This is a genomic window from Terrabacter sp. NPDC000476, assembly GCF_040300125.1.
Taxonomy (GTDB): Bacteria; Actinomycetota; Actinomycetes; order Actinomycetales; family Dermatophilaceae; genus Terrabacter.
Map to the genome: position 1 here is coordinate 319,521 of NZ_JBEPDF010000003.1, position 26,168 is coordinate 345,688.

21 protein-coding genes and 1 tRNA gene are annotated in these 26,168 nt (G+C 73.6%); 11 read left to right on the top strand and 11 right to left on the bottom strand.

The window, feature by feature from the left end; translation table 11 throughout:
• Positions 1 to 26 precede the first annotated feature (26 nt).
• A complete protein-coding gene (locus ABT295_RS17520) occupies positions 27 to 1,088 on the top strand; it encodes a SepX/GlpR family protein (RefSeq protein ID WP_352395678.1) in 1,062 nt (353 codons plus the stop codon).
• 308 nt (positions 1,089 to 1,396) lie between these two features.
• Here ABT295_RS17520 and ABT295_RS17525 read toward each other — a convergent pair whose 3' ends face one another.
• Complete coding sequence (locus ABT295_RS17525) at positions 1,397 to 2,590, bottom strand: AI-2E family transporter (protein ID WP_352395679.1); 1,194 nt, start codon at positions 2,588 to 2,590, stop codon at positions 1,397 to 1,399.
• 118 nt (positions 2,591 to 2,708) lie between these two features.
• On the opposite strand from ABT295_RS17525, the gene ABT295_RS17530 reads away from it, so the two are divergent.
• Complete coding sequence (locus ABT295_RS17530) at positions 2,709 to 3,572, top strand: SDR family oxidoreductase (RefSeq protein WP_352395680.1); 864 nt, start codon at positions 2,709 to 2,711, stop codon at positions 3,570 to 3,572.
• Between the two features lie 7 nt (positions 3,573 to 3,579).
• On the opposite strand, the gene ABT295_RS17535 is transcribed toward ABT295_RS17530, so the two are convergent.
• The 7 genes from ABT295_RS17535 to ABT295_RS17565 all read right to left on the bottom strand — a co-directional run bounded on the left by ABT295_RS17535 (position 3,580) and on the right by ABT295_RS17565 (position 12,180).
• Positions 3,580 to 4,749, bottom strand: a complete 1,170-nt coding sequence (locus ABT295_RS17535; protein WP_352395681.1) for an acetate/propionate family kinase — start codon at positions 4,747 to 4,749, stop codon at positions 3,580 to 3,582.
• Positions 4,742 to 6,847, bottom strand: a complete 2,106-nt coding sequence (gene pta, locus ABT295_RS17540) for a phosphate acetyltransferase (RefSeq protein WP_352395682.1) — start codon at positions 6,845 to 6,847, stop codon at positions 4,742 to 4,744. Before pta ends, ABT295_RS17535 begins: the two co-directional genes overlap by 8 nt.
• A 91-nt stretch (positions 6,848 to 6,938) precedes the next feature.
• Positions 6,939 to 7,769, bottom strand: coding sequence for a DUF72 domain-containing protein (locus ABT295_RS17545; RefSeq protein WP_352395683.1), 831 nt, complete (start codon positions 7,767 to 7,769; stop codon positions 6,939 to 6,941).
• Positions 7,770 to 7,920: 151 nt separating this feature from the next.
• Positions 7,921 to 7,996: transfer RNA gene (locus ABT295_RS17550), tRNA-Ala, on the bottom strand.
• A gap of 52 nt (positions 7,997 to 8,048) precedes the next feature.
• The gene (locus ABT295_RS17555; RefSeq protein WP_352395684.1) at positions 8,049 to 9,461 is read right to left on the bottom strand and encodes an MFS transporter; all 1,413 of its coding nucleotides are present in this window, start codon (positions 9,459 to 9,461) and stop codon (positions 8,049 to 8,051) included.
• A gap of 156 nt (positions 9,462 to 9,617) precedes the next feature.
• On the bottom strand, positions 9,618 to 11,213 hold the full coding sequence (locus ABT295_RS17560; RefSeq protein WP_352395685.1) for a dolichyl-phosphate-mannose--protein mannosyltransferase: 1,596 nt from the start codon (positions 11,211 to 11,213) through the stop codon (positions 9,618 to 9,620).
• Between the two features lie 118 nt (positions 11,214 to 11,331).
• A complete protein-coding gene (locus tag ABT295_RS17565) occupies positions 11,332 to 12,180 on the bottom strand; it encodes a CPBP family intramembrane glutamic endopeptidase (protein ID WP_352395686.1) in 849 nt (282 codons plus the stop codon).
• Between the two features lie 42 nt (positions 12,181 to 12,222).
• On the opposite strand from ABT295_RS17565, the gene ABT295_RS17570 reads away from it, so the two are divergent.
• Positions 12,223 to 12,975 (top strand): dienelactone hydrolase family protein, encoded by a 753-nt coding sequence (locus ABT295_RS17570; RefSeq protein WP_352395687.1) that lies wholly within the window; start codon positions 12,223 to 12,225, stop codon positions 12,973 to 12,975.
• Positions 12,976 to 13,031: 56 nt separating this feature from the next.
• Positions 13,032 to 13,412: a GatB/YqeY domain-containing protein gene (locus tag ABT295_RS17575; RefSeq protein ID WP_352395688.1), complete on the top strand. Its 381-nt coding sequence runs from the start codon at positions 13,032 to 13,034 to the stop codon at positions 13,410 to 13,412.
• Positions 13,413 to 13,790: 378 nt separating this feature from the next.
• Here the strand turns inward: ABT295_RS17575 and ABT295_RS17580 are convergent, their stop codons facing one another.
• Together ABT295_RS17580 and ABT295_RS17585 are read right to left on the bottom strand one after the other, a co-directional pair.
• On the bottom strand, positions 13,791 to 14,393 hold the full coding sequence (locus ABT295_RS17580; RefSeq protein WP_352395689.1) for a DinB family protein: 603 nt from the start codon (positions 14,391 to 14,393) through the stop codon (positions 13,791 to 13,793).
• Between the two features lie 43 nt (positions 14,394 to 14,436).
• Entirely contained in the window at positions 14,437 to 15,039 is a 603-nt protein-coding gene (locus tag ABT295_RS17585; RefSeq protein WP_352395690.1) for a DinB family protein, read from the bottom strand.
• 61 nt (positions 15,040 to 15,100) lie between these two features.
• Between ABT295_RS17585 and ABT295_RS17590 the strand changes: the two genes are divergently transcribed.
• Positions 15,101 to 16,081 (top strand): helix-turn-helix transcriptional regulator, encoded by a 981-nt coding sequence (locus tag ABT295_RS17590; RefSeq protein WP_352395691.1) that lies wholly within the window; start codon positions 15,101 to 15,103, stop codon positions 16,079 to 16,081.
• Positions 16,082 to 16,405: 324 nt separating this feature from the next.
• Here the strand turns inward: ABT295_RS17590 and ppc are convergent, their stop codons facing one another.
• Positions 16,406 to 19,252 carry a phosphoenolpyruvate carboxylase gene (gene ppc, locus ABT295_RS17595; RefSeq protein ID WP_352395692.1) on the bottom strand — a complete coding sequence of 949 codons (2,847 nt, stop codon included), beginning with the start codon at positions 19,250 to 19,252 and terminating at the stop codon, positions 16,406 to 16,408.
• Between the two features lie 213 nt (positions 19,253 to 19,465).
• On the opposite strand from ppc, the gene rsmI reads away from it, so the two are divergent.
• The 6 genes from rsmI to rsmA all read left to right on the top strand — a co-directional run bounded on the left by rsmI (position 19,466) and on the right by rsmA (position 26,166).
• On the top strand, positions 19,466 to 20,296 hold the full coding sequence (gene rsmI / locus ABT295_RS17600) for a 16S rRNA (cytidine(1402)-2'-O)-methyltransferase (RefSeq protein WP_352395693.1): 831 nt from the start codon (positions 19,466 to 19,468) through the stop codon (positions 20,294 to 20,296).
• Positions 20,297 to 20,456: 160 nt separating this feature from the next.
• Entirely contained in the window at positions 20,457 to 20,882 is a 426-nt protein-coding gene (locus ABT295_RS17605; protein WP_352395694.1) for an OsmC family protein, read from the top strand.
• 142 nt (positions 20,883 to 21,024) lie between these two features.
• The gene (gene metG, locus ABT295_RS17610) at positions 21,025 to 22,842 is read left to right on the top strand and encodes a methionine--tRNA ligase (protein ID WP_352395695.1); all 1,818 of its coding nucleotides are present in this window, start codon (positions 21,025 to 21,027) and stop codon (positions 22,840 to 22,842) included.
• A complete protein-coding gene (locus ABT295_RS17615) occupies positions 22,839 to 23,720 on the top strand; it encodes a TatD family hydrolase (protein ID WP_352395696.1) in 882 nt (293 codons plus the stop codon). Before metG ends, ABT295_RS17615 begins: the two co-directional genes overlap by 4 nt.
• A gap of 184 nt (positions 23,721 to 23,904) precedes the next feature.
• Positions 23,905 to 25,059 carry a resuscitation-promoting factor gene (locus tag ABT295_RS17620; protein WP_352395697.1) on the top strand — a complete coding sequence of 385 codons (1,155 nt, stop codon included), beginning with the start codon at positions 23,905 to 23,907 and terminating at the stop codon, positions 25,057 to 25,059.
• Positions 25,060 to 25,218: 159 nt separating this feature from the next.
• Positions 25,219 to 26,166, top strand: coding sequence for a 16S rRNA (adenine(1518)-N(6)/adenine(1519)-N(6))-dimethyltransferase RsmA (gene rsmA / locus ABT295_RS17625; protein ID WP_352395698.1), 948 nt, complete (start codon positions 25,219 to 25,221; stop codon positions 26,164 to 26,166).
• The last annotated feature ends 2 nt before the right edge of the window (positions 26,167 to 26,168 follow it).

Below are 26,168 nucleotides of genomic sequence, written 5' to 3' on the forward strand. Positions count from 1 at the left end.
CGCGACCGGGACCTACCGTGGTGCCCGTGCCAGTCAGCAGCCTCATCTTCGTCGTGATCGTGGCGATCTGGGCTGCATACCTCGTGCAGCACTGGGTGCGCCGCCGCGAGGACGCCGCCGCCACGCGGTCCGTCGACGGCTTCACCGAAGCGATGCGCGTGCTCGAGAAGCGGCCCCTGCTGCCGTCGACCGAGCTGCGCCCACCGCGCCCGCACTCGTATGCCGTCCAGCCCGCGCGCACCGCCCGCCCCACCGTCGACGTGAAGCGGGCCGTGCCGGCCGGGTCCTCGCGTCGCAGCTCGCCCCTCGTGGCGCGCCGCCCCGAGCCGGTCGCGGCCGGCCACGCCCCCCACGCCGAGGTGGACCGTATGCCCTCGACCATGGCCCGCGCCCGGCGGCAGGAGCACCCCGGTGCGACCCGCCCGGGTGCGCCGGCCGCTCGCCGGGTGTCGCTCGCGCAGCGCCGCCTGCGCGCCGCGCTGCTGCTCGCGTCGCTCGCCTGGGTGCCGGTCTCGGTCGTCCTCGCCGTCACCGGCGTGCTGCTCTGGGTCTCGGTCCCGTTCGCCCTCGTCACGGTGGGCGCCGTCCTCTTCTGGCTCCGCGCCGAGGCGCAGGCCGACCGTCGCCGCGCGGCCGATGCCGGCCGTGGCCGGCGGCCCCGCGCACGCCACGTCGACGAGGACGTCCACGAGGACGCCGCGACCGACTGGGAGCTCGAGCCGTCGATCGACGCGACGCAGGTCATCCGCAGCGCGGTCGCCGGTGCCGCTCGCCCCGCCGCCGGCGCTCCCGAGCGTCGTGAGCCCGCCAGGCCCGGCGTCTTCGACGTCCAGGCGGCGATGACGGGCGAGGTGCCCGTCGCGCGTCCCGCGGCTCCCGAGGCCCTCGAGGACGACGCGGTCGTGCCCGAGGGCAGCTGGAGCCCCGTCCCGGTGCCCCGTCCGACCTACACGATGAAGGCCAAGGCCGAGCCGCGCTGGACCGACAGCGGCATCCCGGCCGACGTCTTCGACACCCCCGAGTTCGCCGACGAGGCCGAGGAGCTCGACGACCGGGCCCTCTTCGCCCGCCGGGCCGTCTCGCAGTAACGAACCGCTCCACCGAGGGGGCGATCCGCGCGAGCGGGTCGCCCCCTCCGTCGTGCAGCGGCCGCCCGGCTGCCCGGCTGCCCGGCTGCCCGGCTGCCCGGCTGCCCGGCTGCCCGGCTGCCCGGCTGCCCGGCTGCCCCGCCGCCCGGCCGGTCGGCTGGTCGGCCGGTGGGTTGCTGGGTGTGGGTGGTTTCCCCGCCTTACCCCCCGTCGCCACGACCCCGGGAGAGCGCGAGTGCCCAGCCCCGACGTGGGGGCTGGGCACTCGATGTGCGGCGTGGGGCCGGAGCCGGTCACCCTTGCGGCGGTCAGGTCTGGGCGGGGGCTCCACCGTCGTCGGCGGACGCCGTCAGCTCCCGGTCGAGGTCCGCCTCCGACTCGTCGCTGAAGAGGTGCTTGCCCACGGCGTTCAGCACCGCCGCGAAGGGCACCGCGACGAGGGCGCCGACGATGCCGGCGACGATCGACCCCGTCGCGATGGCGAGGATGACGGCGAGCGGGTGCACGCTCACGGCCTTGCCGAGCAGGAACGGCTGGAGCACGTGCGACTCGAGCTGCTGCACGCCGATGACGACGGCCAGCATGATGAGCGCGACACCCGGCCCGTGCGCGACGAGCGCGAGCAGCACCGCCACGGCCCCCGAGAGCAGCGCCCCGACGATGGGGATGAAGGCGAGGAGGAAGACGAGGATCGCGATGGCGAAGGCGAACGGCACCTTGAGGATGGCCGCGCCGACCGAGATGCCGACGGCGTCGACGAAGGCGACGATCATCGTGGCCCGCACGAACGCCGACAGCTGGTGCCAGGCGATGAAGCCCGAGGAGTTCACGCGCGGGCGCGTGGCGCGCGGGAAGAGCCGCACGATCCAGGTCCAGATGCGCGGGCCCTCGTAGAGGAAGAAGAAGAGCGAGAAGAGCGCGATGAACAGGCCCGCGACGAAGTGCGTGGCCGTGAGGCCGACCGAGGTCGCCGTGTCGCCGAGGTTGCCCGAGCTGCTCACCTTGTCGCGGATCGTGTCGAAGTACTCGTTGAACTGCGCGTCGGTGATCTTGAAGGTCGTGCGCACCCAGTCGCGGATCCGCTCGAGGCCGGTGGCCACCTGGCTCGTCAGGTCGGAGAAGCCGCTGCTGAACTGCGAGCCGACGAGCGTGAAGAGGGCGCTGACGAGCACGATGGTGCCGAGCACGGTGAGGCCTGCCGCGCCGCCCGCCGGCATCCGCCGGTGCAGCCAGGCCGACACGGGGTGCAGCAGCGCGGCGAGGAGGATGGCGATCGCGATGGGCACGATGATCTCGGAGACCGACCGCACGGCCATCGAGAGCAGGTAGACGGCGGCGCCGATGAGCAGCAGGCGCCACGCCCAGTCGGCCGCCACCCGGATGCCGGGCGGCACGGCGGCCGCCTCGATGCCGGGCAGCTCCGCGTCGTCGGAGGGGTGGGTCGCCGTGGTGGGCCGGTCGTCGGCGCGTGCGCCCGCGGGGGCGGCAGGGTTGTCGGTCACGAGCACACCGTATGCCGGGTCGGCCCCTGCGTGCGTCACCGACCGCCCCAGCACGCGGTCCGCCGCGTCGGCCGCGTTCCCCGGCCGGCCCTGCGGGCGGGTGCGTAGGGTCGGGGTCATGGCTGCTGACACCGCGAACCGACCGTCCCTGGCCGTGACAGGATCGACGGGCTGGCTGGGCGGCCTCGTCGCGCGCGACCTCGCCGCGCGGGGCGTGGCCCAGCGCCTCCTCGTCCGCGACCTGGCGCGGGCCCCCGAGCTGCCGGGGGCGGTGGCCGTGGCCTGCAGCTACCGGGACACGGAGGCCTCGCGTGCGGCTCTCGAGGGCGTCCGGACGCTCTTCATGGTCTCGGCCGCCGAGAGCGAGGACCGCCTCGACGAGCACCGCTCCTTCGTCGACGCGGCCGCCGCGGCCGGCGTGCGCCACGTCGTCTACGTCTCGTTCTTCGGGGCCGCCCCCGAGGCGACCTTCACGCTCGCGCGCGACCATGCCGCCACCGAGGCCCACCTGCGCGCGTCGGGCATGGCCTGGACCTTCCTGCGCGACAACCTCTACCTCGAGTTCATCGACCAGATGGTCGGCGAGGACGGCGTCGTCCGGGGCCCGGCGGGGGACGGCCGCGCTGCGGTCGTGTCGCACGACGACATCGCACGGGTGGCGGTCGCGGTGCTCCTCGACCCGGCCGCCCACGCCGGCGCGACCTACGACCTGACCGGCCCGGAGGCGCTGACCTTCACGGAGATGGCGCAGGTCGTCGGCGAGGTGACGGGCCGCGCCGTCACCTTCCACGACGAGACGCTCGAGGAGGCGTATGCCTCCCGCGCGGCCTACGGGGCCCCGGACTGGCAGGTGGACGCCTGGGTCTCGACGTACACGGCGGTCGCCGCGGGCGAGCTCGACGGGGTCAGCGACGCCGTGGAGCGGCTGACGGGCCGGCGCCCGACGTCGCTGCGCGAGCACCTCGAGTCGCGGCGCGGGTAGTCCGCCGTCAGCCGACGAGCCGCGCCGTCTGCCGGGCGATGGCGAGCTCCTCGTTCGTCGGCACGACCGCGACGACGACCCGCGCGCCGTCGGGGGAGATGACGCGGGCCGCTCCCGACCGGGCGGCGTTGCGCGCCCGGTCGACGGTGATGCCGAGCTCCTCGAGGCCCTCGGTGACGGCAGCGCGCAGCGCGACGCTGTTCTCGCCCACGCCGGCGGTGAAGACGAGGACGTCGATCCCGCCGAGCACCGCGAGGTACGCGCCGACGTAGTGCTTGAGCCGGTGCACGGCGACGTCGAAGGCGAGGCGCGCGTCGGCGTCGCCCGAGGCCAGCCGCTGCTCGAGCTCGCGGAAGTCGTTGACGCCGCTCAGGCCGAGCAGGCCCGAGCGCTTGTTGAGCAGCGTGTCGATCTCGCCGAGCGAGAGCCCGGCCTCGCGGGCGAGGTAGGCGTGCAGCCCGGGGTCGACGTCTCCCGAGCGGGTGCCCATGACGAGGCCCTCGAGCGGCGTGAGACCCATCGAGGTGTCGACGGCGACCCCGCCGCGCACCGCCGACGCGGAGCAGCCGTTGCCGAGGTGCAGCACGACCTGGCGCAGCTGCGCGAGGGGCCGGCCGAGCAGGTCGGCCGTGGCCCGGGAGACGAACTCGTGCGAGGTGCCGTGGAAGCCGTAGCGGCGGATCGCGTGCCGTCGCGCGAGGTCGCGGGGCACGGCATACGTCGACGCGGCCTCGGGCAGCGAGGCGAAGAAGGCGGTGTCGAAGACCGCGACGTGGGGCACGTCGAACCGGGCGCGCGCGGCCTCGATGCCGACGGCGGCGGCGGGGTTGTGCAGCGGCGCCAGCCCGCTCAGCTCGTGCACGCGCGCGAGCACGGCGTCGTCGATGACGACCGGCGCGGAGAAGTCGGGGCCGCCGTGCACGACCCGGTGCCCGACGGCCCGGAGGCGCACGTCGTCGAGGTCGACGCCGTCGGTGCGCAGTCGGCTCGCCATGGCCTGCATCGCGGCGGCGTGGTCGGCGACGTCGCTGCCGGCCTCGCCGATGCGCTCGACGAGCCCCTTGGCGAGCACCTCGCCCGTCTCGGGGACGACGAGCTGGTACTTCAGCGACGACGAGCCCGCGTTGAGCACGAGCACCGGTGCCGTTGCGGCGTCGGCCACGCGCTGCTCAGGCACGGAAGTCCCCGGCCGCGGGCGCGCCGCCCTGCGCCTGCACCGCGGTGATGGCGACGGTGTTGACGATGTCGTCGACGAGCGCGCCGCGCGAGAGGTCGTTGACCGGCTTGCGCAGGCCCTGGAGCACCGGCCCGACCGCCACGGCGTGCGCGCTGCGCTGCACCGCCTTGTAGGTGTTGTTGCCGGTGTTGAGGTCGGGGAAGACGAAGACCGTCGCGTGGCCGGCGACGGCCGAGTCGGGCATCTTCGCCCGGCCGACGACAGGGTCGATGGCGGCGTCGTACTGGATCGGCCCGACGAGGGCGAGGTCGGGGGCGCGCTCGGCGACGAGCGCGGTCGCCTCGCGCACCTTCTCGACGTCGGCGCCCGAGCCGCTGCTGCCGGTGGAGTAGGAGAGCATCGCGACCCGCGGGTCGATGCCGAACTGCCGGGCGGTCTGGGCCGACGACACGGCGATGTCGGCGAGCTGCTCGGCCGTCGGGTCCGGGATCACGGCGCAGTCGCCGTAGACGAGCACCCGGTCGGCGAGGCACATGAGGAAGACGCTCGAGACGGTCTTGACGCCGTCGGCGGTCTTGACGAACTCGAGCGCCGGCCGGATGGTGTGCGCCGTCGTGTGCACGGCGCCCGAGACCATGCCGTCGGCGAGGCCGAGGTGGACCATCATCGTGCCGAAGTAGGACACGTCGACGACGACCTCGCGCGCGCGCTCGAGGGTCATGCCCTTGTGCGCCCGCGCGGCGGCATACGTCTGCGCGAAGCGCTCGACGAGCTCGGGGTCCGTGGGGGAGACGACGGTGGCCGCGTCGAGGTCGAGCCCGAGGGCCGAGCCGCGCGCCCGGACCGTCGTCTCGTCGCCGAGGAGGGTGAGGTCGGCGACGCCGCGCCGCAGCAGCACGTCGGCGGCCTCGAGGATGCGGTCGTCCTGGCTCTCGGGGAGCACGATGTGCCGGCGGTCCGAGCGGGCCCGCTCCATGAGCTGGAACTCGAACATCAGCGGGGTGCGCACCTCGCTCGCCGACACGTCGACGGCCCGGAGCAGCGCAGTCTGGTCGACGCTCTCGGCGAAGAGCCGGCGGGCCGTCTCGATCTTGTTGCGCGAGCCCTTCGTCATCGGCCCGCGCACCTGCATGAGGCGCTCGGCGGTGCGGAACGTGCCGTCGGCGGTCAGCGCGATGGGGAGGTCCTGCTGCACGCCGGCCGAGAGGCGCGAGATCGTCTCGGGGATGGGGTAGCCGCCGGTGAGCACGATGCCGGCGAGCGTCGGGAACGTGCCGGACTGGTGCGCGAGGAGCAGCCCCGGGATGAGGTCGGTGCGGTCGCTCGGTGCGATGACGGTGACGTCGGGCGTCAGCCGGGCGAGGACGTTCGGCAGGCTCATCGCCGCGACGACGAGCCCGAGGCTGTCGCGGTCCATCCACGACTCGCTGCCGAGCACGAGCTCGGCCCCGATCGCGTCGGCGAGCGCCCGGAAGCTCGGCGCCGACAGGAGCGGGTGCTCCGGCATCGCGGCCGTGACGGGGAAGGGGAGGGTGGCGAGGGCGGCGCGGACGGCGTCGAGGTCGCCGGGCTCGACCCGGTTGGCGACGACGGCCACCGGCTGCGCGTGCTGGGCCCGCAGCTCGGCGATGGCACCCTCGGCGGCCACGCGCACCTGCTCGGGGGTGCGCTCGCGGCCGTGCACGACGAGCACGACGGCCGAGCCGAGGTTGGCCGCGACGCGCGCGTTGAACGACAGCTCGGTGCCGGTGGAGACGTCGGTGTAGTCCGAGCCGAGCACGAGCACGACGTCGAACCGGGCGCTCAGGGCCGAGAAGCGTTCGACGATGACGTGCAGCGCCTCGTCGGGGTCGTCGTGCGCCTGGGCGTACGTGACGCCGAGGGCCTCCTCGTAGGTCTGCTCGACGCCGGGCTGGCTGACGAGCATCAGGGCGATGTGGTCGACCTCGTCACCCGACCCGGTGCCGCCGAGGGTCGTCAGCGGCCGGTAGATGCCGACCGAGCCGACCTCGCGCAGCAGGGCGTCGAGCAGCCCGAGGGCGACGGCGGACTTGCCCGTCAGGCCCTCCGGCGAGGCGACGTAGACGCTGCGGCTCACGGCACGAACCTAGCGGTCGCGCGGCCCGACGGGCAGGGGCGCCCACTGCCTCGGTGGCGTCCGGCCCGGCGGGGTCCGGTCGTCCGCGTGCTCACTCGGCGGTCGGCAGCCCGAGGCGCCGCACGAGCCGTACGGCGTCGTGCGGCGCGTGGCCGCGCGCGTCGTTGTCGAAGTAGACGTGCACGTCGTGGCCCTCGGCGATCCAGGCCCGGCACGTGTCGGCCCACCGGTCGAGCGATGCGTCACCGTAGCCGCTCGCGTAGAGCTCGGTCTCGCCGTGCAGCCGCACGTAGCGGAAGTCGCTCGTCGCGTCGCGCATGACCGGCCACCGTCCGGCACTGTCGGCGACGACGAGGGCGATGCCGTGAGCCGCGCAGAGCTCGCGGGCCTCGTCGGAGTCGAAGCTCTCGTGGCGCGGCTCGAGGGCGTGCCGCACCGGCACGTCGACCTCGCACGAGGTCAGGGCCCGGTCGTCGGCGACCTTGTCGTCGTGGCGCGCCGCGAGCCGGGCGGCCGCCGCGGTCGAGCGCGGGAGCAGCTCGAAGAACGCCGCCAGCCGCGCGGGGTCGAACGTCGCGCGCTCCGGCAGCTGCCAGAGCACCGGTCCGAGCTGGCGACCGAGGGCGAGCACCCCGCTGGCGAAGAAGTTCGCGAGCGGGGTCTCGACCTCGCGCAGCGCCCTGAGGTGGGTGATGAACCGCCCGCCCTTGACCGCGAACGTGACGCCGGGTGGCACCGCGGCCCGCCACGCGGCATACGAGCTCGGGCGCTGGAGGGAGTAGAACGAGCCGTTCAGCTCGATCGAGGTCATCCGCTCGGCGGCGTAGGTCAGCTCGAGCCGCTGCGGCAGACCGTGCGGGTAGAAGTCGCCGCGCCAGGAGGGGTAGCGCCACCCGGAGACGCCGACGTGTGCGGTGGCCATGCCGGTCCCGTACCCGCCCGGCTGCCAGGCCTCGCCGGTGGGGCGACGAAGGAGTCCTGTTGGCCCCAGGTGCCGGCAGACCTCCACCGTTGGGTGCCCGCCCCGCGAACGCCGATGGGACCCGGCGAGCCGCCGGGTCCCATCGTCGTGCTGGTGGAGCTGAGGGGATTCGAACCCCTGACCTTCTCATTGCGAACGAGACGCGCTACCAACTGCGCCACAGCCCCAAGGTGCGAAGGAACGATAACACCACGCCGGGCGGCATACGCAATCGACCCGTCAGCGGCGGGCGTCGGCGACCTCGAGCTCCTCGTCCGCCTCGGGACGGCCGTCGCGGGCGGCCTGCTCGCGGTCGAGGTGCGTGGCGTCCCGCCGGCCGCCGAGGGCGAGGACGTAGACGACGAGCGAGGCCGCGATGGTCACCGTCACGTAGATCGCGAAGGTGCCGACCGCGTCGTTCTTCTTGGCCGCCTCGTAGAGCAGGGGCGCGGTGCCGCCGAAGAGCGAGTTGCCGACGGCGTAGCCGAAGCCGACGCCGAGGGCGCGCACGTGCGCGGGGAACAGCTCGGCCTTCACGACGGCGTTGATCGAGGTGTAGCCGGTGAGCACGACGTAGGCCGCCACGAGCAGCCCGAAGCTCGCCCAGGGGCTGCGCACGTCGGGCAGCGTGGTGATGAAGACGTAGCTGAAGAGCAGCCCGCCGACGCCGAAGAAGACGAGGAGCGGCTTGCGCCCCACCCGGTCGCTGATCGCGCCGCCGACCGGCTGGAGCAGCATGAGCACGACGAGGGCGGCGAGGTTGACCCACGTCGCGGTCATGCCCTGGCCGGCGTACGCCGCCTTGACGGTGGTCGGACCGTTGACGCTGTAGGTGTAGAAGGCGAGCGTGCCGCCGATCGTCACGAGGAAGCACGTCGTCAGCTGGCGCGGGTAGCGCTTCACGAGCTCGCCCATCGAGCCGGACCGGCCGGACTCGTGCGCGGCACCGCGCTGCAGCGACTCGTCCATCGACGAGCGCAGCCACAGCACGACGACCGCCGCGACGGCGCCGAAGCCGAACGCGATGCGCCACCCGAAGTCGCTGATCTGCTCGTCGGTGAGCACCGCCTGCTGGAGCAGGAGCATGCACTGCGCGAGCACGTGCCCGCCGACGAGGGTGACGTACTGGAACGACGAGAAGAAGCCACGCCGCTCGGGGGTCGCGGCCTCCGACATGTAGGTCGCCGACGTGCCGTACTCGCCGCCCGTGGCGAAGCCCTGGACGAGGCGGCAGAGCACGAGCACGACGACCGCCCCGCTGCCGATGGACGCGGCGGTCGGCGCGACGGCGATGGCGAGCGAGGCGAGGGCCATCAGGCTGACGCTCGCGACGAGGGCGGGGCGACGGCCGTGCCGGTCGGCGAACCGGCCGAAGAACCACGAGCCGATGGGGCGCATGAGGAAGGTGACGGCGAAGATCGCCATCGTGTAGATCCCGGCGTTCGGCTCGTCACCGCCGAAGAAGTGCGCCTCGAAGTACTTCGCGAAGACGGTGTAGACGTAGACGTCGTACCACTCGACGAGGTTGCCGAGCGAGCCGCGGATCGTGTTGAGCACGGCCCGTCGGGTCGACACGGGGTTCGTCCCGGCCGGGGTGGCCGGGGCAGCCGGGTTGGCCGGGGCGGCTGCGGCGCCGTTCGCCGGGCGGTCCATGGGTGGTCTCCTCTACGTCGCGGTCGCGCGGGAAGGGCCGGTGGCCGGCCCGAGGCGCCCGTCGACCGTACGGGGGTGGCCGCGCCGATGGTGGCTTGGGGCCCGGCTCTTGACCAAGACTTTGCGTGCCGTGGCCCGTGCGTGCGGGGTGGTGCCTCAGACCCAGCTGGGGAACCACATCCGTTGCTGCCACTCCCGGAGCGGGATGACGTCGGCGACGTAGACCGGGTGGAAGAAGGCGAAGAGCGCCATGGTGAGCAGGACGAAGGCGCCGAGCACCGCGTAGCCGACACGCCGGCGGGTCGGTGAAACCTCCCGGCCGCCGATGACGAGGCCGAGCACGTAGACGCAGGCCAGCACGACCCACGGCACGAAGGCGACCTCGTAGAAGGAGTAGATCGTCCGGTCGCCGAGGAGGAACCACGGCAGGTAGCCGGCGAAGAGCCCGCAGAGGATCGCCCCGGCCCGCCAGTCGCGGCGCAGGGCCCACATGAAGAGGAGCACGAGGATCGCGAGGGTGCCGCCCCACCAGATCGAGAGCGTGCCGATCGAGGTGATCGCCCGGCTGCACTGGTCGACGAGGCAGCCGTCCGCGCCCTTCTTCGGCCCCTCGTAGAAGAACGAGGTGGGTCGTCCCTGGATGAGCCACGACCACGGGTTGGTCTGGTACGGGTGCGAGCTCGTGATCGCCTGCGTCGAGGCGTACATCTGCTGGTGGTACGCCCACAGGGAGCGCCACCAGTCCGGCAGCCACGCGTGCGTCGTCTCGGGGTTGTTGCGCGCCCACGTGCGGAACGAGCCGCCCTGGGTGAGGATCCAGCCGGTCCAGCTCGCCACGTACGTGACGAGCGCGGTGCCGACGAGCTGGACGAACGCATACGGCCCGTCCTTGACGACGCCGCCGACGGCCCAGCCGCGCACGCCCGCGGCCCGCCGCGCGCCGAGGTCCCAGAGCACCGTCAGCAGGCCGAAGAAGACGAGGAAGTAGAGGCCCGACCACTTCGTGCCGGCCGACAGGCCGAGCATCACCCCCGCGACCCAGCGCCAGGGTCGCCAGCCGAGCCACGGGCCGAGCCACGGGACGGCCGCCCGCGGGCGGTCACCGACGCGCCGCGCGAGCACCTCACGGGCCCGGTCGCGGTCGATGAGCAGGGCGCCGAACCCGGCGAGGCCGAAGAACATGACGAAGATGTCGAGCAGGCCGGTGCGCGAGTGCACGAAGTGGTGCCCCTCGAACGCGAGGAGCGCGGCGGCGGCGGTGCCGAGCAGGTCGCTGCGGAAGAGCCGGCGCGCGATCCGCCCGAGCATGAAGATCGAGATGGTGCCGGCGAGGGCGACGGCAAAGCGCCAGCCGAACGAGTTGAGGATGCCGAAGGGCGCCTCGCCCCAGCCGATCAGCCACTTGCCGACGGGCGGGTGCACGACGAAGTCGCCCTCGGTGCCGTAGATCATCGGGTCGTTGGCCGTGAAGTGCTGGTCGACCTGCTTCGCGTCCTGCAGCACCTGGTCGTTCTTCATCTCGAACCAGTAGAGGACCATCGACCAGCCCTGCTTGACGTAGTACGTCTCGTCGAAGATCAGCTGGTGGGGCGCGCCGACGTGCCAGAACCGCATGACGCCGCCGACGAGCATGAAGAAGAGCGGTCCGGCCCAGCCGAGCCACGCGGTGCGGCCGGCGGTGCGCCGGGTTGGGCGGTGGTCGTCGGCCGGGTCCCCGAGCAGGCGGACGCGCACCTGCCGGGCGGAGTTCATGGGCGCCATCGTATGCAGTCGGGCTGGGGGCGCCGGACCGCCCACCGGGCGCGTCGTGGGCGCGTCGTGGGCGGGGCGGCCGGCTCGGCGGCCGGGCGGCGGTCGGGCGGCGGGGCGCCTAGAGCGAGACGCCGCGGGCGCGCAGCACGGAGTAGCCGACGAAGGCGACGACGTCGAGGATCGAGTGGCAGACGACGAGCGGCATGACGCGACGGGTGCGCACGAAGACGAGGCCGAGCACGAGGCCCATGACGATGTTGCCGGCGAAGCCGCCGAAGCCCTGGTAGAGGTGGTAGCTGCCGCGGACGACGGCGGAGACGCCGATGACGAGCGGCCAGGACCAGCCCGTCTGGCGCCACCGCGTGAAGAGGTAGCCGACCATGACGACCTCCTCGAGGAGGGCGTTCTCGACGGCCGCGAGGACGAGCACGGGCGCCGACCACCACACCGCCTCGAGGTTCGCGGCCGCGACCTGGGTGTTGATGCCGATGGCCTTGGCGAGCAGGTAGAAGCCGAGACCGGGGATGCCGATGAGGGCGGCGAGCCCGAGGCCGCGCAGCAGGTCGCGTCGCGGCTCGCGGCGGTCGAGCCCGACGACGTGGCGCGCGGGCACGTCGCCGGCCGGTCGGCGCACGTGGTTCAGCAGGTAGAGCGCGAGGGCGACCGCCGTCAGGGGCAGCACGATGCCGGCGAGCTGGTAGGCGAGGTCGAGCCACGGGCGACCCGGCGTCGCGGACTGGTTCATGGCGGTCGTCTGCTGCGACAGCGGCACCGGCCGGGTCAGCTTCTCGATGATGCTGAGCACGGCGTAGACGGCCGAGGCCCCGAGGCTGACCCCGAGCACGAGCACCGTCTCCCACCGCAGGGCCCGGCGTGGCGCACCGGGCCCTGCGGGCAGCGGGTCGCGCTCGGAGGGCGCGAGCAGGCCGGCGAACCGCCCACCCGCCGCGGTCGCGGAGGTCGACATGACGTCAGCGTAGCGACAGGCCCGCGGCGTACCGTCGGGCTCATGGCGCCGCTCGAGGACTGGCAGCGCGGCACGCACGCCGCCGACGGCTTCGCCTACCCCACGTACCGGCGCGGCACGGGTCCCGGAGTCGTCGTCATGCACGAGAGCCCCGGCCTGACCCACGAGGTGGTCGCCTTCGGCGAGGAGCTCGTCGCGGCCGGCTTCACCGTCGTCCTGCCGCACTTCTTCGGCGCCGCCGACGAGGACCCGCGCCGGCTCGAGGCGGCCCGGGTGCTGCCGCGGCTCTGCGTCGGGCGGGAGTTCACGGTCGTCGCCACCGGCCGCACGACGCCGGTCGCCGGCTGGCTGCGCAGCCTGGCCCGGCAGCTGCACGCCGACGTCGGCGGCGCCGGGGTCGGCGCCGTCGGGATGTGCTTCACGGGCGGCTTCGCGCTCGCGATGATGGTCGACCCGGTCGTGGCCGCGCCCGTCGTCGCCCAGCCGGCCGTGCCCGTGCCGCTCGGGCCGCGGCGGGCCGCCGACGTCGGCCTCGGCACCGACGACCTGCTCGCGGTGCAGGAGCGCGTGCGCGCCGGCTGCCCGGTGCTCGGCGTGCGCTACCGCGAGGACTGGTCGACGGGGACCCGCTTCGAGACGCTGGCCGAGGTGCTGGGGGACGGCTTCCGCCGGGTCGAGCTCGACGGGCCCGGGCACGCGACGCTCACCGCCGAGCGACACCCCGATGCGGTCGAGGCCGTCGTCGCCTTCCTCACCGAACGCCTCGGCCCCGCCCCCGTCTCCCCGTCGTCCTGAGCCCGACGGCGAGAAAGGGATGGAGCGCGCGGTCGGGGGCGGCATACGGTCGCGGCATGGACTCACCGCTCCGCGCCGCCCTGCGCTCCCGGCTCACGACCGCGATGCGCGCCCGCGACCGGGAGGCGGTCAGCGTGCTGCGCACCGCGGTGGCCGCCATCGAGAACGCCGAGGCGGTGCCGGTGGCGGAGGCGTCGTCGCCCGTCACGTCCGGGGACGTCGCGGGCGCGGCCCTCGGGCTGGGCGCGGGGGAGACGCCCCGGCGCGTCCTCGACGACACGGCCGAGCGCTCGGTGGTCGAGGCCGAGGTTCGCTCGCTCGTTGAGGCCGAGCAGCTGTATGCCGGCACCGGGGACCGCGACCGCGCCCGGCGGGCGGCCGCCGGGGCCGCGCTGCTCCAACGCGTCCTCGCGGAGCTCCCGAGTGGCGCGTCGTGAGGCCGGTGTCCACAGGCCCGGTGGACAACGTGTGCACGACCGGCCTTGTGGCTGTGCAGAACCGGTGCCGGACTGTGGACGACACGCCGCCCGACTGTGGACCGCGGAGAAGTTCTGCGAAACGCGTGACGGCGCCTGCTGCAGGGGCGTAGAACTGACTCACGCCCTCCCCTCGGGGAGAGCGGGACGACTCGCAGAGCGAGGGTCCATCCGGTGGGGCGACCCACCGCGGCAGCCGGGTGACGAGGCGGCCGGGACCCGAGACGGCGAGGAGTCGATCGGGAGCGTCACCATCGACCGATCACCCAGAAGGGCCCTTGAGACTCATACTCCCAAGGGCCCTTCGCCCGTCCCGGGCCGTCGTCTCAGGTCGTCGTCTCAGCTCGTCGTCGTGGGGCGCCAGGGCGTGAGCCACGGGGTCTCGGGCCAGCCCTCGCGCGCGGCGAGCAGCGCGTACATCGTCGCGCCGTCGACGGACTCGCGGACGATGTCGGCGTGGCCGGCATGGCGCGCGAGCTCCTCCACGAGATGCATGGCGACCCAGCGCACCGACCACGCCTCGACGTCGTGGGGGAACCACGGCGCGTCGCGCGGCACGGGCACGGCCGCCCCGAGGTCGGCGGCGCGCAGCACCTCGCGCGTCACGTCTCCCTGTGCGGCGAGTCCCGCGAGGAGCGACTCCAGGGTGTCGTCGTCGGTGACGCGGAAGTCGTCGCCCCACGACGTGGCCTGCTCCTGCAGGGTCTGGTCGGGCGGCGCGGGCGCCTCGGGTGCCGCCGCCATCCGCTCGGTCCACCCCCTCTCGCACGTCGTCACGTGCTTGACCAGGCCGCCGATGCTGAGTGCACCGGCGGTCGGGACGAGGCGGATCTGCTCCTCGGTGAGGCCGAAGGCGACGGTGGCGAAGGCGTCGCGCTGCTGGTCGAGGTAGGCGATGAGGCTCTCGCGCTCGTCGGCGACGGGTGGGACGTGTGCAGCCATGGTGGGCTCGCTCTCTGCTGGGGTGGGTGTTCGGGGCCGGCGGTCAGGCGTCGTCGCGGTGCGCGTAGAGGTCGCGCAGCAGGGCGATCTCGGCGCCGTGGTGGATCAGCTCGCGGTTGATGTGGAGCACCAGGGTGGCCCGGGAGGCGTCGGCCCAGGGGCCCTCCGCGGCGCCGCACGGCTGCGCGAGCTCGTCGGCGCCCCAGCCGTGCACGCCGTCGAACCAGGCGGCATACGCGGTGTCGAGCTGGGCGAGCGCGCCGTCGGCGGTGTGGGCGTAGTCGAAGGTGAGGTAGTCGACCTCCGGGCCGCCGAAGTGGCCGTGCACCCGGGCGCCGAGCACGCCGACGATGATGTGGGCGAGCCGCCAGGCGATCGTCGTGACGGGGGCCGGCACGGGCTCGGGGTAGACGAAGTCGATGGTGAAGGCGCCGCTGCCGCCCTGCAGCTCGGTGCTGCCCTGGCCACGGGGGTGCACGTTCCACGAGCCGGGGGTCGGCTCCCAGAGGTACTCCGCGTCGGTCAGCCCCTCGAGGCGCGGACGCAGCTGGTGGGTCCAGTGCCAGGTGGCCTGCTCGGTGAGGGTGGTGGCCCAGTCGATCGAGGTGGGGGTCGAGGCGGGGGTCGAGGTCGGTGTCGAAGTCATGGCTCCACCTTCCTCGGGATGTAGGACAGTTCCTGTCCGCAGAGGATGGGAGAGTGGGGCCATGACGACGAGCGACGGCACGGGCACGACGGCCCGCGTGCTGCGGCTGCTCGACCTGCTGCAGAGCCGGCCGGTGTGGAGCGGCACCGAGCTCGCCGCGCGGCTCGGGGTGACGACGCGCAGCGTGCGCCGCGACGTCGAGCGCCTCCGCGACCTCGGCTACCCCGTCAACGCCGCGCACGGTGCCGGCGGTGGCTACCAGCTCGGCGCCGGGCGCCGGCTCCCGCCGCTTCTGCTCGACGACACCGAGGCGGTCGCGGTGGCGGTGTGCCTCCGACTCGCGGCCGGCGGCACCGTCGAGGGACTCGGCGAGGCGGCGGTGCGCACGCTCGCCAAGCTCGACCAGGTGCTGCCGGGCCGCCTGCGGGCCCAGGTCGAGGCGATCCACGAGGCGACCGTCACGCTCGACAGCAACGCGACGCCGGTCGACGCCGCCACGCTCCTGCTCCTCGCCCGCGCCTGCCGCGAGACCGAGCGCGTCACGTTCACGTATGCCGGTCCGCGTGGTTCGCATGAACGCCGCGTCGAGCCATACCGGCTCGTGGCCACGGGCCGCCGCTGGTACCTGCTCGCCTACGACCTCGACCGCGACGACTGGCGCACCTTCCGGCTCGACCGGATCGCCGACGCGTCCGGACGTGGCTGGCGCTTCACCCCGCGTCCGGATGCCCCCGACGCGGCCCAGCACGTGCACCGCTCCATCACGAGCGGCGGCTACGACCACGTCGCGCGCGTCCGCATCCATGCTCCGAAGAAGCTGGTGGACAAGGAGATTCCCGTCTCCGTCGGCACCGTGACGGCGGACGGGGACGCCGCCTGCATCTTCGAGGCCGGCGGCAACCACCTCGGCGCCATGGCGATGCACCTCGGTGCCCTGCCGTGGGAGATCGACGTGCTCGACCCGCCGGAGCTGCGCGACGTCATGCGCGAGCAGGGCGAACGGATGCTCCGCGCCGCCGCCTCCGGAGACGCCAGGCCCTGACCCGCGCCCCGCGACCCGCGCCGTGGCGGAGTTGGCGCGGTCGTCGGGCCCCGGATCGCCCCGCGACCTGCGCCCTGGCGGAGTTGGCGCGGTCGTGGGGTCTAGGTTCGGCCGGAAACTGCGCCTTGGCGGGGCTGGCTTGGTCGTCGGGCTCCGGATCGGCCCGGGAACTGCGCCTTGGCGGGGTTGGCGTCGTCGTGGGCCCCGGATCAGCCTGCGAACTGCGCCTTGGCGGAGTTGGCGTGGTCGTCGGGCCCCGGATCGCCCCGCGAACTGCGCCCTGGCGGAGTTGGCGCAGTCGCGGGTCGGCGGGGGCGGGCCGGCTCAGCCGGTGTTGCGCAGGCCGGCCGCGATGCCGTTGATCGTCAGCAGGAGCGCGCGCTGCACCTCGGGGTCGGGCTCGACGTCGTCGGGCACGGCGCGCGACCGCGCGAGCAGCGAGGTCTGCAGCGCGTGGAGCGGGGCCAGGTAGCTGTCACGCAGGTCGAGGGTGCGCCGCAGCACGGGCGCCGACTCGAGCAGCTCCTTCTGGCCGGTCACCCGCAGCACCTCCTCGACGGTGCGGGCGTGCTCCTCGCGGATCGTGTCGAACAGCCCGGAGACGTCGTCGGGCACGAGGGCGCGCACGTAGCCCGCGGCGATGTCGAGGTCGGACTTGGCGAGCGTCATCTGCACGTTCGACAGGAAGGTGCGGAAGAACGCCCACGAGCCGTACATCTCGCGCAGCGTCTTCTCGCGCCCGTCCTCGCGGGCGGCCGCGAGGCCCGAGCCCACGCCGAACCAGCCAGGCAGGATGATCCGCGACTGCGTCCAGCCGAAGACCCACGGGATCGCGCGCAGGTCGTCGAGGCCGCCCTCGCCGCCCGGCCGCTTCGACGGGCGCGAGCCGATGTTCATCTTGCCGAGCTCGTCGACGGGCGTCGCCGAGACGAAGAACGGCACGAGGCTCGGGTCGCGCACGAGCGAGCGGTAGGCGTCCTGGCCGCGGCCGGCGACGAGGTCCATCGTGCCGTTCCAGCCGTCGAGGACGTCCTTGGGCAGCAACGACCTCCGGTGCAGCACCGACGCCTCGAGCACCGCGGCGAGCGCGACCTCGAGATTGAACCGGGCCAGGCCCGGCAGCGTGTACTTGTCGCTGATGACCTCGCCCTGCTCGGTGATCTTGATCGGGCCGTCGAGGCTGCCGTAGGGCTGGGAGAGGATGGCCTCGCCGGTGGGGCCGCCGCCCCGGCCGACCGAGCCACCGCGACCGTGGAAGAGCCGGAGCACGACCCCGTGGGCCCGCGCGATGTCGCGCAGCGCGCGCTGGGCCCGGTGGATCTGCCACTGCGACGCGGCGATTCCCGCGTCCTTCGACGAGTCGGAGTAGCCGAGCATGATCTCCTGCACGTCGCCGCGCGCCGCGACGATGCGGCGGTAGGACGGGTCGGAGAGCAGCGCCTCGAGGAGCGGGCCGGCGGCCTCGAGCTCGGCCACCGTCTCGAAGAGCGGGGCGAAGCCGATGCGCGCCGTGGCCTCCGTCGTCTCGGTGCCGAAGGTGACGAGCCCGGCCTCGCGGGCGAGGACGACGACGGCGAAGAGGTCGTCGACGTCGTGGGTCATCGACACGATGTAGGTCTCGATCGCCTCGGGCCCGTAGGTGTCGAGCGCCCGGCCGATGGCGCCGAGGAGGGAGAGCGACGCGGTGGCGGCCTCGCCCACGTCGGGCGCACCGTGGACCGCGACGCCCGTCAGCGGTCGTCGCGCTGCCATCTCCTTCGACAGCAAGGCGATCCGCTCGGGAACGTCGAGCTCCGCGTAGGGCGTCGGCAGCTCGCCGATGCGGTCGTAGAGCTCCCCGAGCGCGGCGTGGTGCTTGGCGCTGTGCTCGCGGATGTCGAGCGTGGCCAGGCCGGTGCCCGTCGCGACGACGGACCGGACGAGTCGCAGGATCGCGCCGTCGGCGGTCAGCCGGTCGCCGCCGGCGATCATCGAGTCGCGGATGAGCACGAGGTCGGCGAGCAGCTCGTCGAAGCTCGCGTAGTCGCGGCCGGGCTCGTGGGCCGTGCCGTGGTTGAGGCGGTCGCGGGTGCGCAGCAGGCGCACCCGGATGAAGCTGAGCTTGAGGCGGTAGGGCTCCTCGGCGTTGAGACGGCGCACGGCGGCATACGTCACCGGCAGCGCGGCCGCGTCGCGCTCGAGGCTCTCGCGCATCGCGTCGGTCACCTCGATGAACCGGGTCGACGACGAGAGCTCGTGGAGCATGTGGTCGAGCTTCTCGACGAGCTCCGCGAGGCCGGCGTCGTGCTGCATGCCGATGACCTCGAGGGTGACGGCGGGCGTGACGTTGGGGTTGCCGTCGCGGTCGCCGCCGGCCCACGCGCCGAAGCGCAGCGGCCGCGCCGACGTCGGCAGGGTGACCCCGATGCCCTCGAGGGTGCGGTCGAGCTCGGCGAGCAGGTCGGGCACCACCTGGTCGGCGAGGAAGCGCAGGGTGTGCAGCGCGGTGCGGGCCTCGTCGGTGGGCTCGGGCCGCACGATGCGCAACTCGTCGGTCTGCCACAGCATGTCGACGAGCTCGGCGAGGCGCCGCTCCGCGCGCGGGCCGTCGGAGGCCGGACGGCGGGGGTCCTCGAGCTCGTCGACGGTGACGGCGATGCGGCGCAGCAGGTTGAGCACGGTGCGCCGGGTCGCCTCGGTCGGGTGGGCCGTGAAGACCGGCCGGTACTCCAGCCGCGCGAGCACGTCGTCGAGCTCGTCGCGCTCGAGGGTGCCCTCCTCCAGCGCGTCGCCGATGCGCCCGACCGTCGCGGCGAGCGGGGTCTGCTCGACCGCGCTGAGCTCCTGCCACCGGTGCAGCTGCTCGGTGACGTTGACGAGCTGGAAGTATGCCGTGAAGGCCCGCGCGAGCACGACCGCGGTGCGCGCGTCGACGCCCTCGAGCAGCGCCCGCAGCTCGTCGTCCTCGGGCTCGCGGGCGAGCGCGCGCACCTTCTCGACGAGGGTGAGCAGCTCGGCCCCCTCGTGCCGTTCGAGGGCCTCGCCGAGCAGCGCGCCGAGCTGGCGCACGGAGGCCCGGAGCGCCGCGTGCTGCGACGCCGAGGAGACGCCGGAGGCGAACGTCGCGACGTTCGGCTCGCGCCGGTCGGCCTCGAGGAGCTGCGCGGTGGTGGCCTCGCCCTGAGTCGTCATGCACCAGTCGTACCGCGAAGAGGTTTCGAATGCGTTTCCTGTCCCATCATCGGGACACGGCCGCGAGACGACGGCGGGCGCTCGGGGCGTCGTGCCGGCCCCCTCGAGGTACCGGCTGTCGCTGCGGGCGTCCCCACGATCCCGCGCCGCGGCCCCGGCCCGGCTCACCCCGCTCGGGTGAAGGTGTGGTGCCCGCACTGCGAGGATGAGGCCATGAGCACCGGCACCCTCGTCCTCGCGGCCACCCCGATCGGCGACCCGCGCGACGCCGCGCCCCGGCTCGCCGAGGAGCTCGCGACCGCCGACGTCGTGGCCGCCGAGGACACCCGGCGACTGCGCCGGCTGCTCACCGAGCTCGGCGTGACCCCGGCGGGCTCGGTCGTCAGCTACCACGAGCACAACGAGGCCGCCCGCACCCCCGACCTCGTCGCCCGCCTCGTCGCGGGGGAGCGCGTCGTCGTCGTCACCGACGCCGGTATGCCGTCCGTGTCCGACCCGGGGTACCGCCTCGTCGCCGCCGCGGTCGAGGCCGGCGTCCGGGTGACGTGCGTGCCCGGGCCGAGCGCCGTCCTCATGGCCCTCGCGGTCTCGGGGCTGCCCGTCGACCGCTTCTGCTTCGACGGCTTCCTGCCCCGCAAGCCGGGTGAGCGCGCCCGCGTGCTGGCGGAGGTGGCGGACGAGCGACGCACCATCGTCTTCTTCGAGGCGCCCCACCGCCTGGCGGAGACGCTCGCCGCGATGCGGGACGCGTTCGGTCCCGAGCGCCGGGCCGCCGTGTGCCGCGAGCTGACCAAGACCTACGAGGAGGTGCGCCGCGGCAGCCTCGCCGAGCTCGTCGGCTGGGCCGAGGGCGGCGTCAAGGGCGAGATCACCGTCGTCGTGGCGGGGGCGGAGCGCGTGGTGCCCTCCATCGACGACGCCGTCGCCGGCATCCGGCAGCGGGTCGACGCGGGGGAGCGGCTCAAGGACGTCGCCGCCGACGTCGCGGCGCGCACCGGGCTGTCGAAGAAGGCGCTCTACGACGCCTCGCTCGCGGCCCGCTGACCCGGCCGTCCTCCTCCCGGGGCGGGGCGCGGACCGGCTCGCGTCTTGCGGGATGGAACGCCGCCCGCGCCGCGGGAACACCCGGCGAGGGCGGCGTCGTTCACCTTCCGCGGGCCGGCGACCGTCCGGCCGCGTCGACAGCACAGCGAAGGAGCACAGCATGGGCACCACGCGCACCGCCAGCACGCACTGGGAGGGTTCGCTCTTCGAAGGATCCGGCCAGGTCAGCCTCGAGAGCTCCGGCATCGGCACGTACGACGTCAACTGGCCCTCGCGCGCCGAGTCCTCGAACGGCAAGACGAGCCCCGAGGAGCTCATCGCGGCCGCGCACTCGTCGTGCTACTCGATGGCGCTGTCGAACGGCCTCGCCCAGGCCGGCACCCCGCCGACGACCCTCGACACGACGGCCGACGTGACCTTCGTGCCCGGCACGGGCATCACCGAGATCAAGCTCTCCGTCGTCGCCGACGTGCCGGGCCTCTCCGCCGAGGACTTCCAGAAGGCGGCCGAGGACGCCAAGGCGAACTGCCCCGTGAGCCAGGCCCTCAAGGCCGTGCCGATCAGCCTCGAGGCCAAGCTCGGCTGACGCGGAGCACGTTCGACGCCGGCGCCGACCCGCCCGACGGGTCGGCGCCGGCGCGCGTCCGCGGGGCGCCGGCGCAGCGGCCCACACGGGTGTCCCTCGCCCCCGCGGCGGCGACGACCGCGGCGCGCCTAGGATTCACGGCATGAGTCACGTCCTGTCTGCCGTCGCCTGGCCGTACACCAACGGCCCGCGCCACATCGGCCACGTCGCCGGTTTCGGTGTGCCCTCCGACGTCTTCAGCAGGTACATGCGGATGGCGGGCCACGACGTGCTCATGGTGAGCGGCACCGACGAGCACGGCACGCCGATCCTCGTGCTCGCCGAGGAGGAGGGCCTGACGCCGCAGGAGCTCGTCGACAAGTACAACGCCGTCATCGCCCAGGACCTCACCGACCTCGGCCTCTCCTACGACCTCTTCACGCGCACGACGACGCGCAACCACTACGCCGTCGTGCAGGAGATGTTCCGCCAGGTGCACGCCAACGGCTACATGGTCGAGCAGACGACGCGCGGCGCGATCAGCCCGTCGACCGGGCGCACCCTGCCCGACCGCTACATCGAGGGCACCTGCCCGATCTGCAGCTTCCCCGAGGCCCGCGGCGACCAGTGCGACAACTGCGGCAACCAGCTCGACGCCGACGAGCTCATCGACCCGCGCAGCAAGATCAACGGCGAGACGCCGGAGTTCATCGAGACCCAGCACTTCTTCCTCGACCTCCCCGCGCTCGCCGCCGCCCTCGGGACGTGGCTCGACGGGCGCGAGGCCTCGGGCACGTGGCGCCCGAACGTCATCAAGTTCAGCAAGAACCTCCTCAAGGACGTGCGCCCCCGGGCCATGACGCGCGACATCGACTGGGGCATCCCCGTCCCCCTCGAGGGCTGGGAGGACAACCCGAGCAAGCGCCTCTACGTGTGGTTCGACGCGGTCATCGGCTACCTCTCGGCCTCGATCGAGTGGGCCCGCCGCGTCGGCGACGCCGAGCGCTGGCGCGAGTGGTGGAACGACCCGTCGGCCGTGTCGTACTACTTCCAGGGCAAGGACAACATCACCTTCCACAGCCAGATCTGGCCCGCCGAGCTGCTGGCCTACTCCGGCCGGGGCGACAAGGGTGGGCAGCCGGGCGAGCTCGGCGCGCTCAACCTGCCGACCGAGGTCGTCGCCAGCGAGTTCCTCACCCTCGAGGGCAGGCAGTTCAGCACGAGCCGCAAGCACGTCATCTACGTGCAGGACATCGTCGCGCGCTACGGCGCCGACCCGATCCGCTACTTCATCTGCGCGGCCGGCCCCGAGAACCAGGACGCCGACTTCAGCTGGGCCGAGTTCGTGCAGCGCAACAACAGCGAGCTCGTCGCCGGCTGGGGCAACCTCGTCAACCGCACGGCGGCCATGATCGCCAAGAGCTTCGGCGAGATCCCGCAGCCGTATGCCGTCGAGGCCGTCGACGAGGAGCTGCTCACCACCGTGCGGGGTGCCTTCGCGACGGTCGGCGCGTCGCTCGAGCGGCACCGCCAGAAGGCCGCGCTCGCGGAGGTCATGCGCGTCGTGGGGGAGGCCAACGCGTACGTGAGCCGCACCGAGCCCTTCAAGCTCAAGGGGGACGACCAGCGTGAGCGGCTCGCCACGGTGCTGCACACGCTGGCCCAGGCCGTCTCGGACATCAACACGCTCATCTCGCCGTTCCTGCCGCACGCCGCCAACCGCGTGCACGCGGTGCTCGGCGGCGAGGGCGAGTTCATGCCCATGCCGCGCCTCGAGGTCGTGCGCGACCTCGACGACGACACCCGCAGCTACCCGGTCATCACCGGTGAGTACTCGGGCACGCCGCGCTGGGAGTCGCGCCCGGTCGTCGTCGGCACGCCGATCGCCAAGCCCTCCGGCGTCTTCGTCAAGCTCGACCCGGACCAGGTCGTCGAGGACGAGCGCGCCCGCCTCGGCGGCGCCGCGCCCGAGGACGCATGAGCCAGAAGGGTTCCGGGCCGCGCGGCCTGCCGGAGGAGCTGCCCGACCGGCTGCCGGTCGACGTCGTCGACAACCACGTCCACCTCGACATCACCCGTGAGGGCGACGAGCCGTTCGCCGTGGCCGACGCGATCGAGCGGGCCGCGGCGGTCGGGGTCAGCCGGCTCGTGCAGGTCGGCTGCGACCTCGACGGCATTCGCTTCACCCTCGCCGCGATCGACGAGCACCCCGAGCTGCTGGGCGGAATCGCCCTGCACCCCAACGAAGTTCCCCGGCTCCACGCCGAGGGGCGGCTCGACGAGGCCTACGCGGAGGTCGAGCGCGGGGCGGCCCACGAGCGGGTGCGCGTCATCGGCGAGACGGGCCTCGACTACTACCGGACCGGTCCCGAGGGGGTCGCCGTCCAGCAGGACGGCTTCCGCTGGCACATCGACCTCGCCAAGCGGCTCGGCAAGGCGCTGCAGATCCACGACCGTGACGCTCACGCCGACGTGCTGCGCATCCTCGACGAGGAGGGGGCGCCGGAGCGCACCGTGCTGCACTGCTTCTCCGGCGACCTCGCGATGGCCCGCGAGTGCGTCGAGCGTGGCTACCACCTCAGCTTCGCCGGCACCGTGACCTTCAAGAACGCCCGCGGCCTGCGCGACGCGCTGACCGCCGTGCCGCTCCACCAGCTGCTCGTCGAGACCGACGCGCCCTACCTCGCGCCGGCCCCCTACCGGGGTGCGACGAACGCGTCCTACCTCGTGCCGGCCACCCTCCGCGCCATGGCCGGCGTGCTCACCGTCGACGTGCCGACGCTCTGCCGCGCGGTGTCCGAGAACAGCGAGCGGGTGTACGGCCCGTGGGGTGGTCCGCGAAGCGGACAAACCGCATAGCGCACCCCAAATGGGCGCGTCCAGCGACACCGGTCGCCGTTACCGAAATTTGACCTTCTGTTGACCATCGGTCACTGTGGACGACTGTTGGCCGGTTGCCACCCCGCATCGACCTCCTCCCGACGGAGCGAGGAGACCCCGTCGAGAGCGCGTCGCACCCGGATCGTTCGACGTTCGGAGTGTCTTGATTTCTCGCAACGCCAAGATCGTGGCCGCCGCCGGCGCAGCCCTCGTCCTCACCGGTGGAGCCGTCGGCGCCGCCCAGCTCGACAAGTCGGTCACCGTCTCGGTGGACGGCACGACCACGGCCGCCCACGTCTTCGGCAGCACGGTCGGTGACGTCCTGCAGAGCCAGCACGTCGACGTCCGCCCCGGCGACGTCGTCGTTCCCGCGGTCGACCAGCCCGTCCAGGACGGCGACACGGTCACCGTCCGCTACGCCCGCACGCTGACCCTCACGGTCGACGGCAAGACCCGCCAGATCCGCACGACCGAGACCACGGTCGACGGCGCCCTGCTCGCCCTCGGCGTGCGCGGCGAGGGTGCGCGCCTCTCGACGTCGCGTTCCAAGACGATCGGCCGCCAGGGACTGACCCTCTCGGTCGTCACCCCCAAGGCGGTCACGGTGGCCCACGACGGCAAGAAGACGGCCAAGACCGTCGCTGCCGCCTCGGTCGGCGAGGCCCTGACGCAGCTCGGTGTGCGCGTCGGCTCCACCGACAAGGTGACCCCGGCCCTCTCGACGCCACTGCGCACCGGCCAGACGGTCGTCGTCCAGCGCGTGCGCACCAAGGACGTGACGAAGACCGCCACGATCGGCTACGGCACGACGAAGAAGAAGACCGGCGACCTCTACACCGACCAGACCCGCGTCTCGCGCGACGGCAAGGCCGGCTCGCGCACCACGGTCGTGCGCACCACGTTCGTCGACGGCAAGGCCGTGGCGAGCAAGACGATCTCCTCCAAGGTCACCAAGGCCCCGGTCGAGCGTGTGCTGCTCGTCGGCACCAAGGACCGCCCCGCGCCGAAGGCGACCAGCTCGAGCAGCTCGAGCAGCTCGAGCAGCCGCAGCTCGGGCGGCTCCAGCTCGGGTGGTGGCCTCAACCTCGCCCGCGCCGCCATGTGGGACTCCATCGCCCAGTGCGAGTCGACGGGGAACTGGCACATCAACACGGGCAACGGCTACTACGGCGGCCTGCAGTTCCTCACCTCGACGTGGCTCGGCTACGGCGGCGGCGAGTTCGCCCCCCGCGCCGACCTCGCCTCGCGCGAGCAGCAGATCACCGTGGCCAACCGGCTCTACGCCGACAACGGCACGTCGCAGTGGAGCTGCGGCTGACCGCCCGGCACCCCGCTGCGAGCCCGGCCCCCGACCCTCTCGGTCGGGGGCCGTTCGCGTGTGCCGCGCCCCGCTCCCTCGTCGCGGGCCGCGCTCGCGCGCGGGACGGCGGGGACGGCATACGGCGGCTCGTCGGCGCCTGGGCCATAGGGTGAACGCATGTCGAAGAAGGACCCCGCGCCGCAGGCCGACGACGCCGCGCTGCTCGGCGCGGCGCAGGTGCGCGAGCTCGCCGAGCGGCTCGAGGTGCGCCCGACCAAGCAGTGGGGGCAGAACTTCGTCGTCGACGCCAACACGGTGCGCAAGATCGTGCGCGTGGCCGGCGTCGGCCCCGACGACGTCGTCGTCGAGGTGGGCCCCGGCCTCGGGTCGCTGACGCTCGCACTGCTGCCCGTCGTGCGGCACGTGACGGCCGTCGAGGTCGACCCCCGGCTGGCCGGGGCGCTCGAGGAGACCGTGCGCTCGCTCCAGCCCGAGAACGCGGCGAAGCTGCGCCTCGTCGCGGCCGACGCCCTCACCGTGACGAAGCTGCCCGGGCCCGACCCGACGGCGCTCGTGGCCAACCTCCCGTACAACATCTCCGTGCCGGTCGTGCTCTCGTTCCTGCAGCACTTCCCGTCGATCGAGCGGGTCCTCGTCATGGTCCAGCTCGAGGTCGCCGAGCGCCTCGCGGCGCGCCCGGGCAGCAAGACCTACGGCGTGCCGAGCGTCAAGGCGGCGTGGTACGCCGACGTCGAGCTCGCGGGACGGGTCGGACGCAACGTCTTCTGGCCGGCGCCGAACGTCGACTCCGGCCTCGTGTCGCTGCGTCGGCGCACGCCGCCCGAGACGACGGCCTCGCGCGAGGACGTCTTCGGCTGCATCGACGCCGCGTTCCTCCAGCGCCGCAAGGCCCTGCGCGGGGCGCTCGCGTCGTGGGCCGGCTCGCCCGACCGGGCCGAGGCGGCCCTCGTCGCGGCCGGCATCGACCCGCTGACGCGCGGCGAGCAGCTCGACGTCGCGGCCTTCGCCCGCATCGCGGAGGCCCGTCCCGAGGGGGAGGCGGACACGCCGCCCCGCGCACGACGGCGGGGTCGCGAGACCCGGTCGCCGGTTCCCGGCCCCTAGGG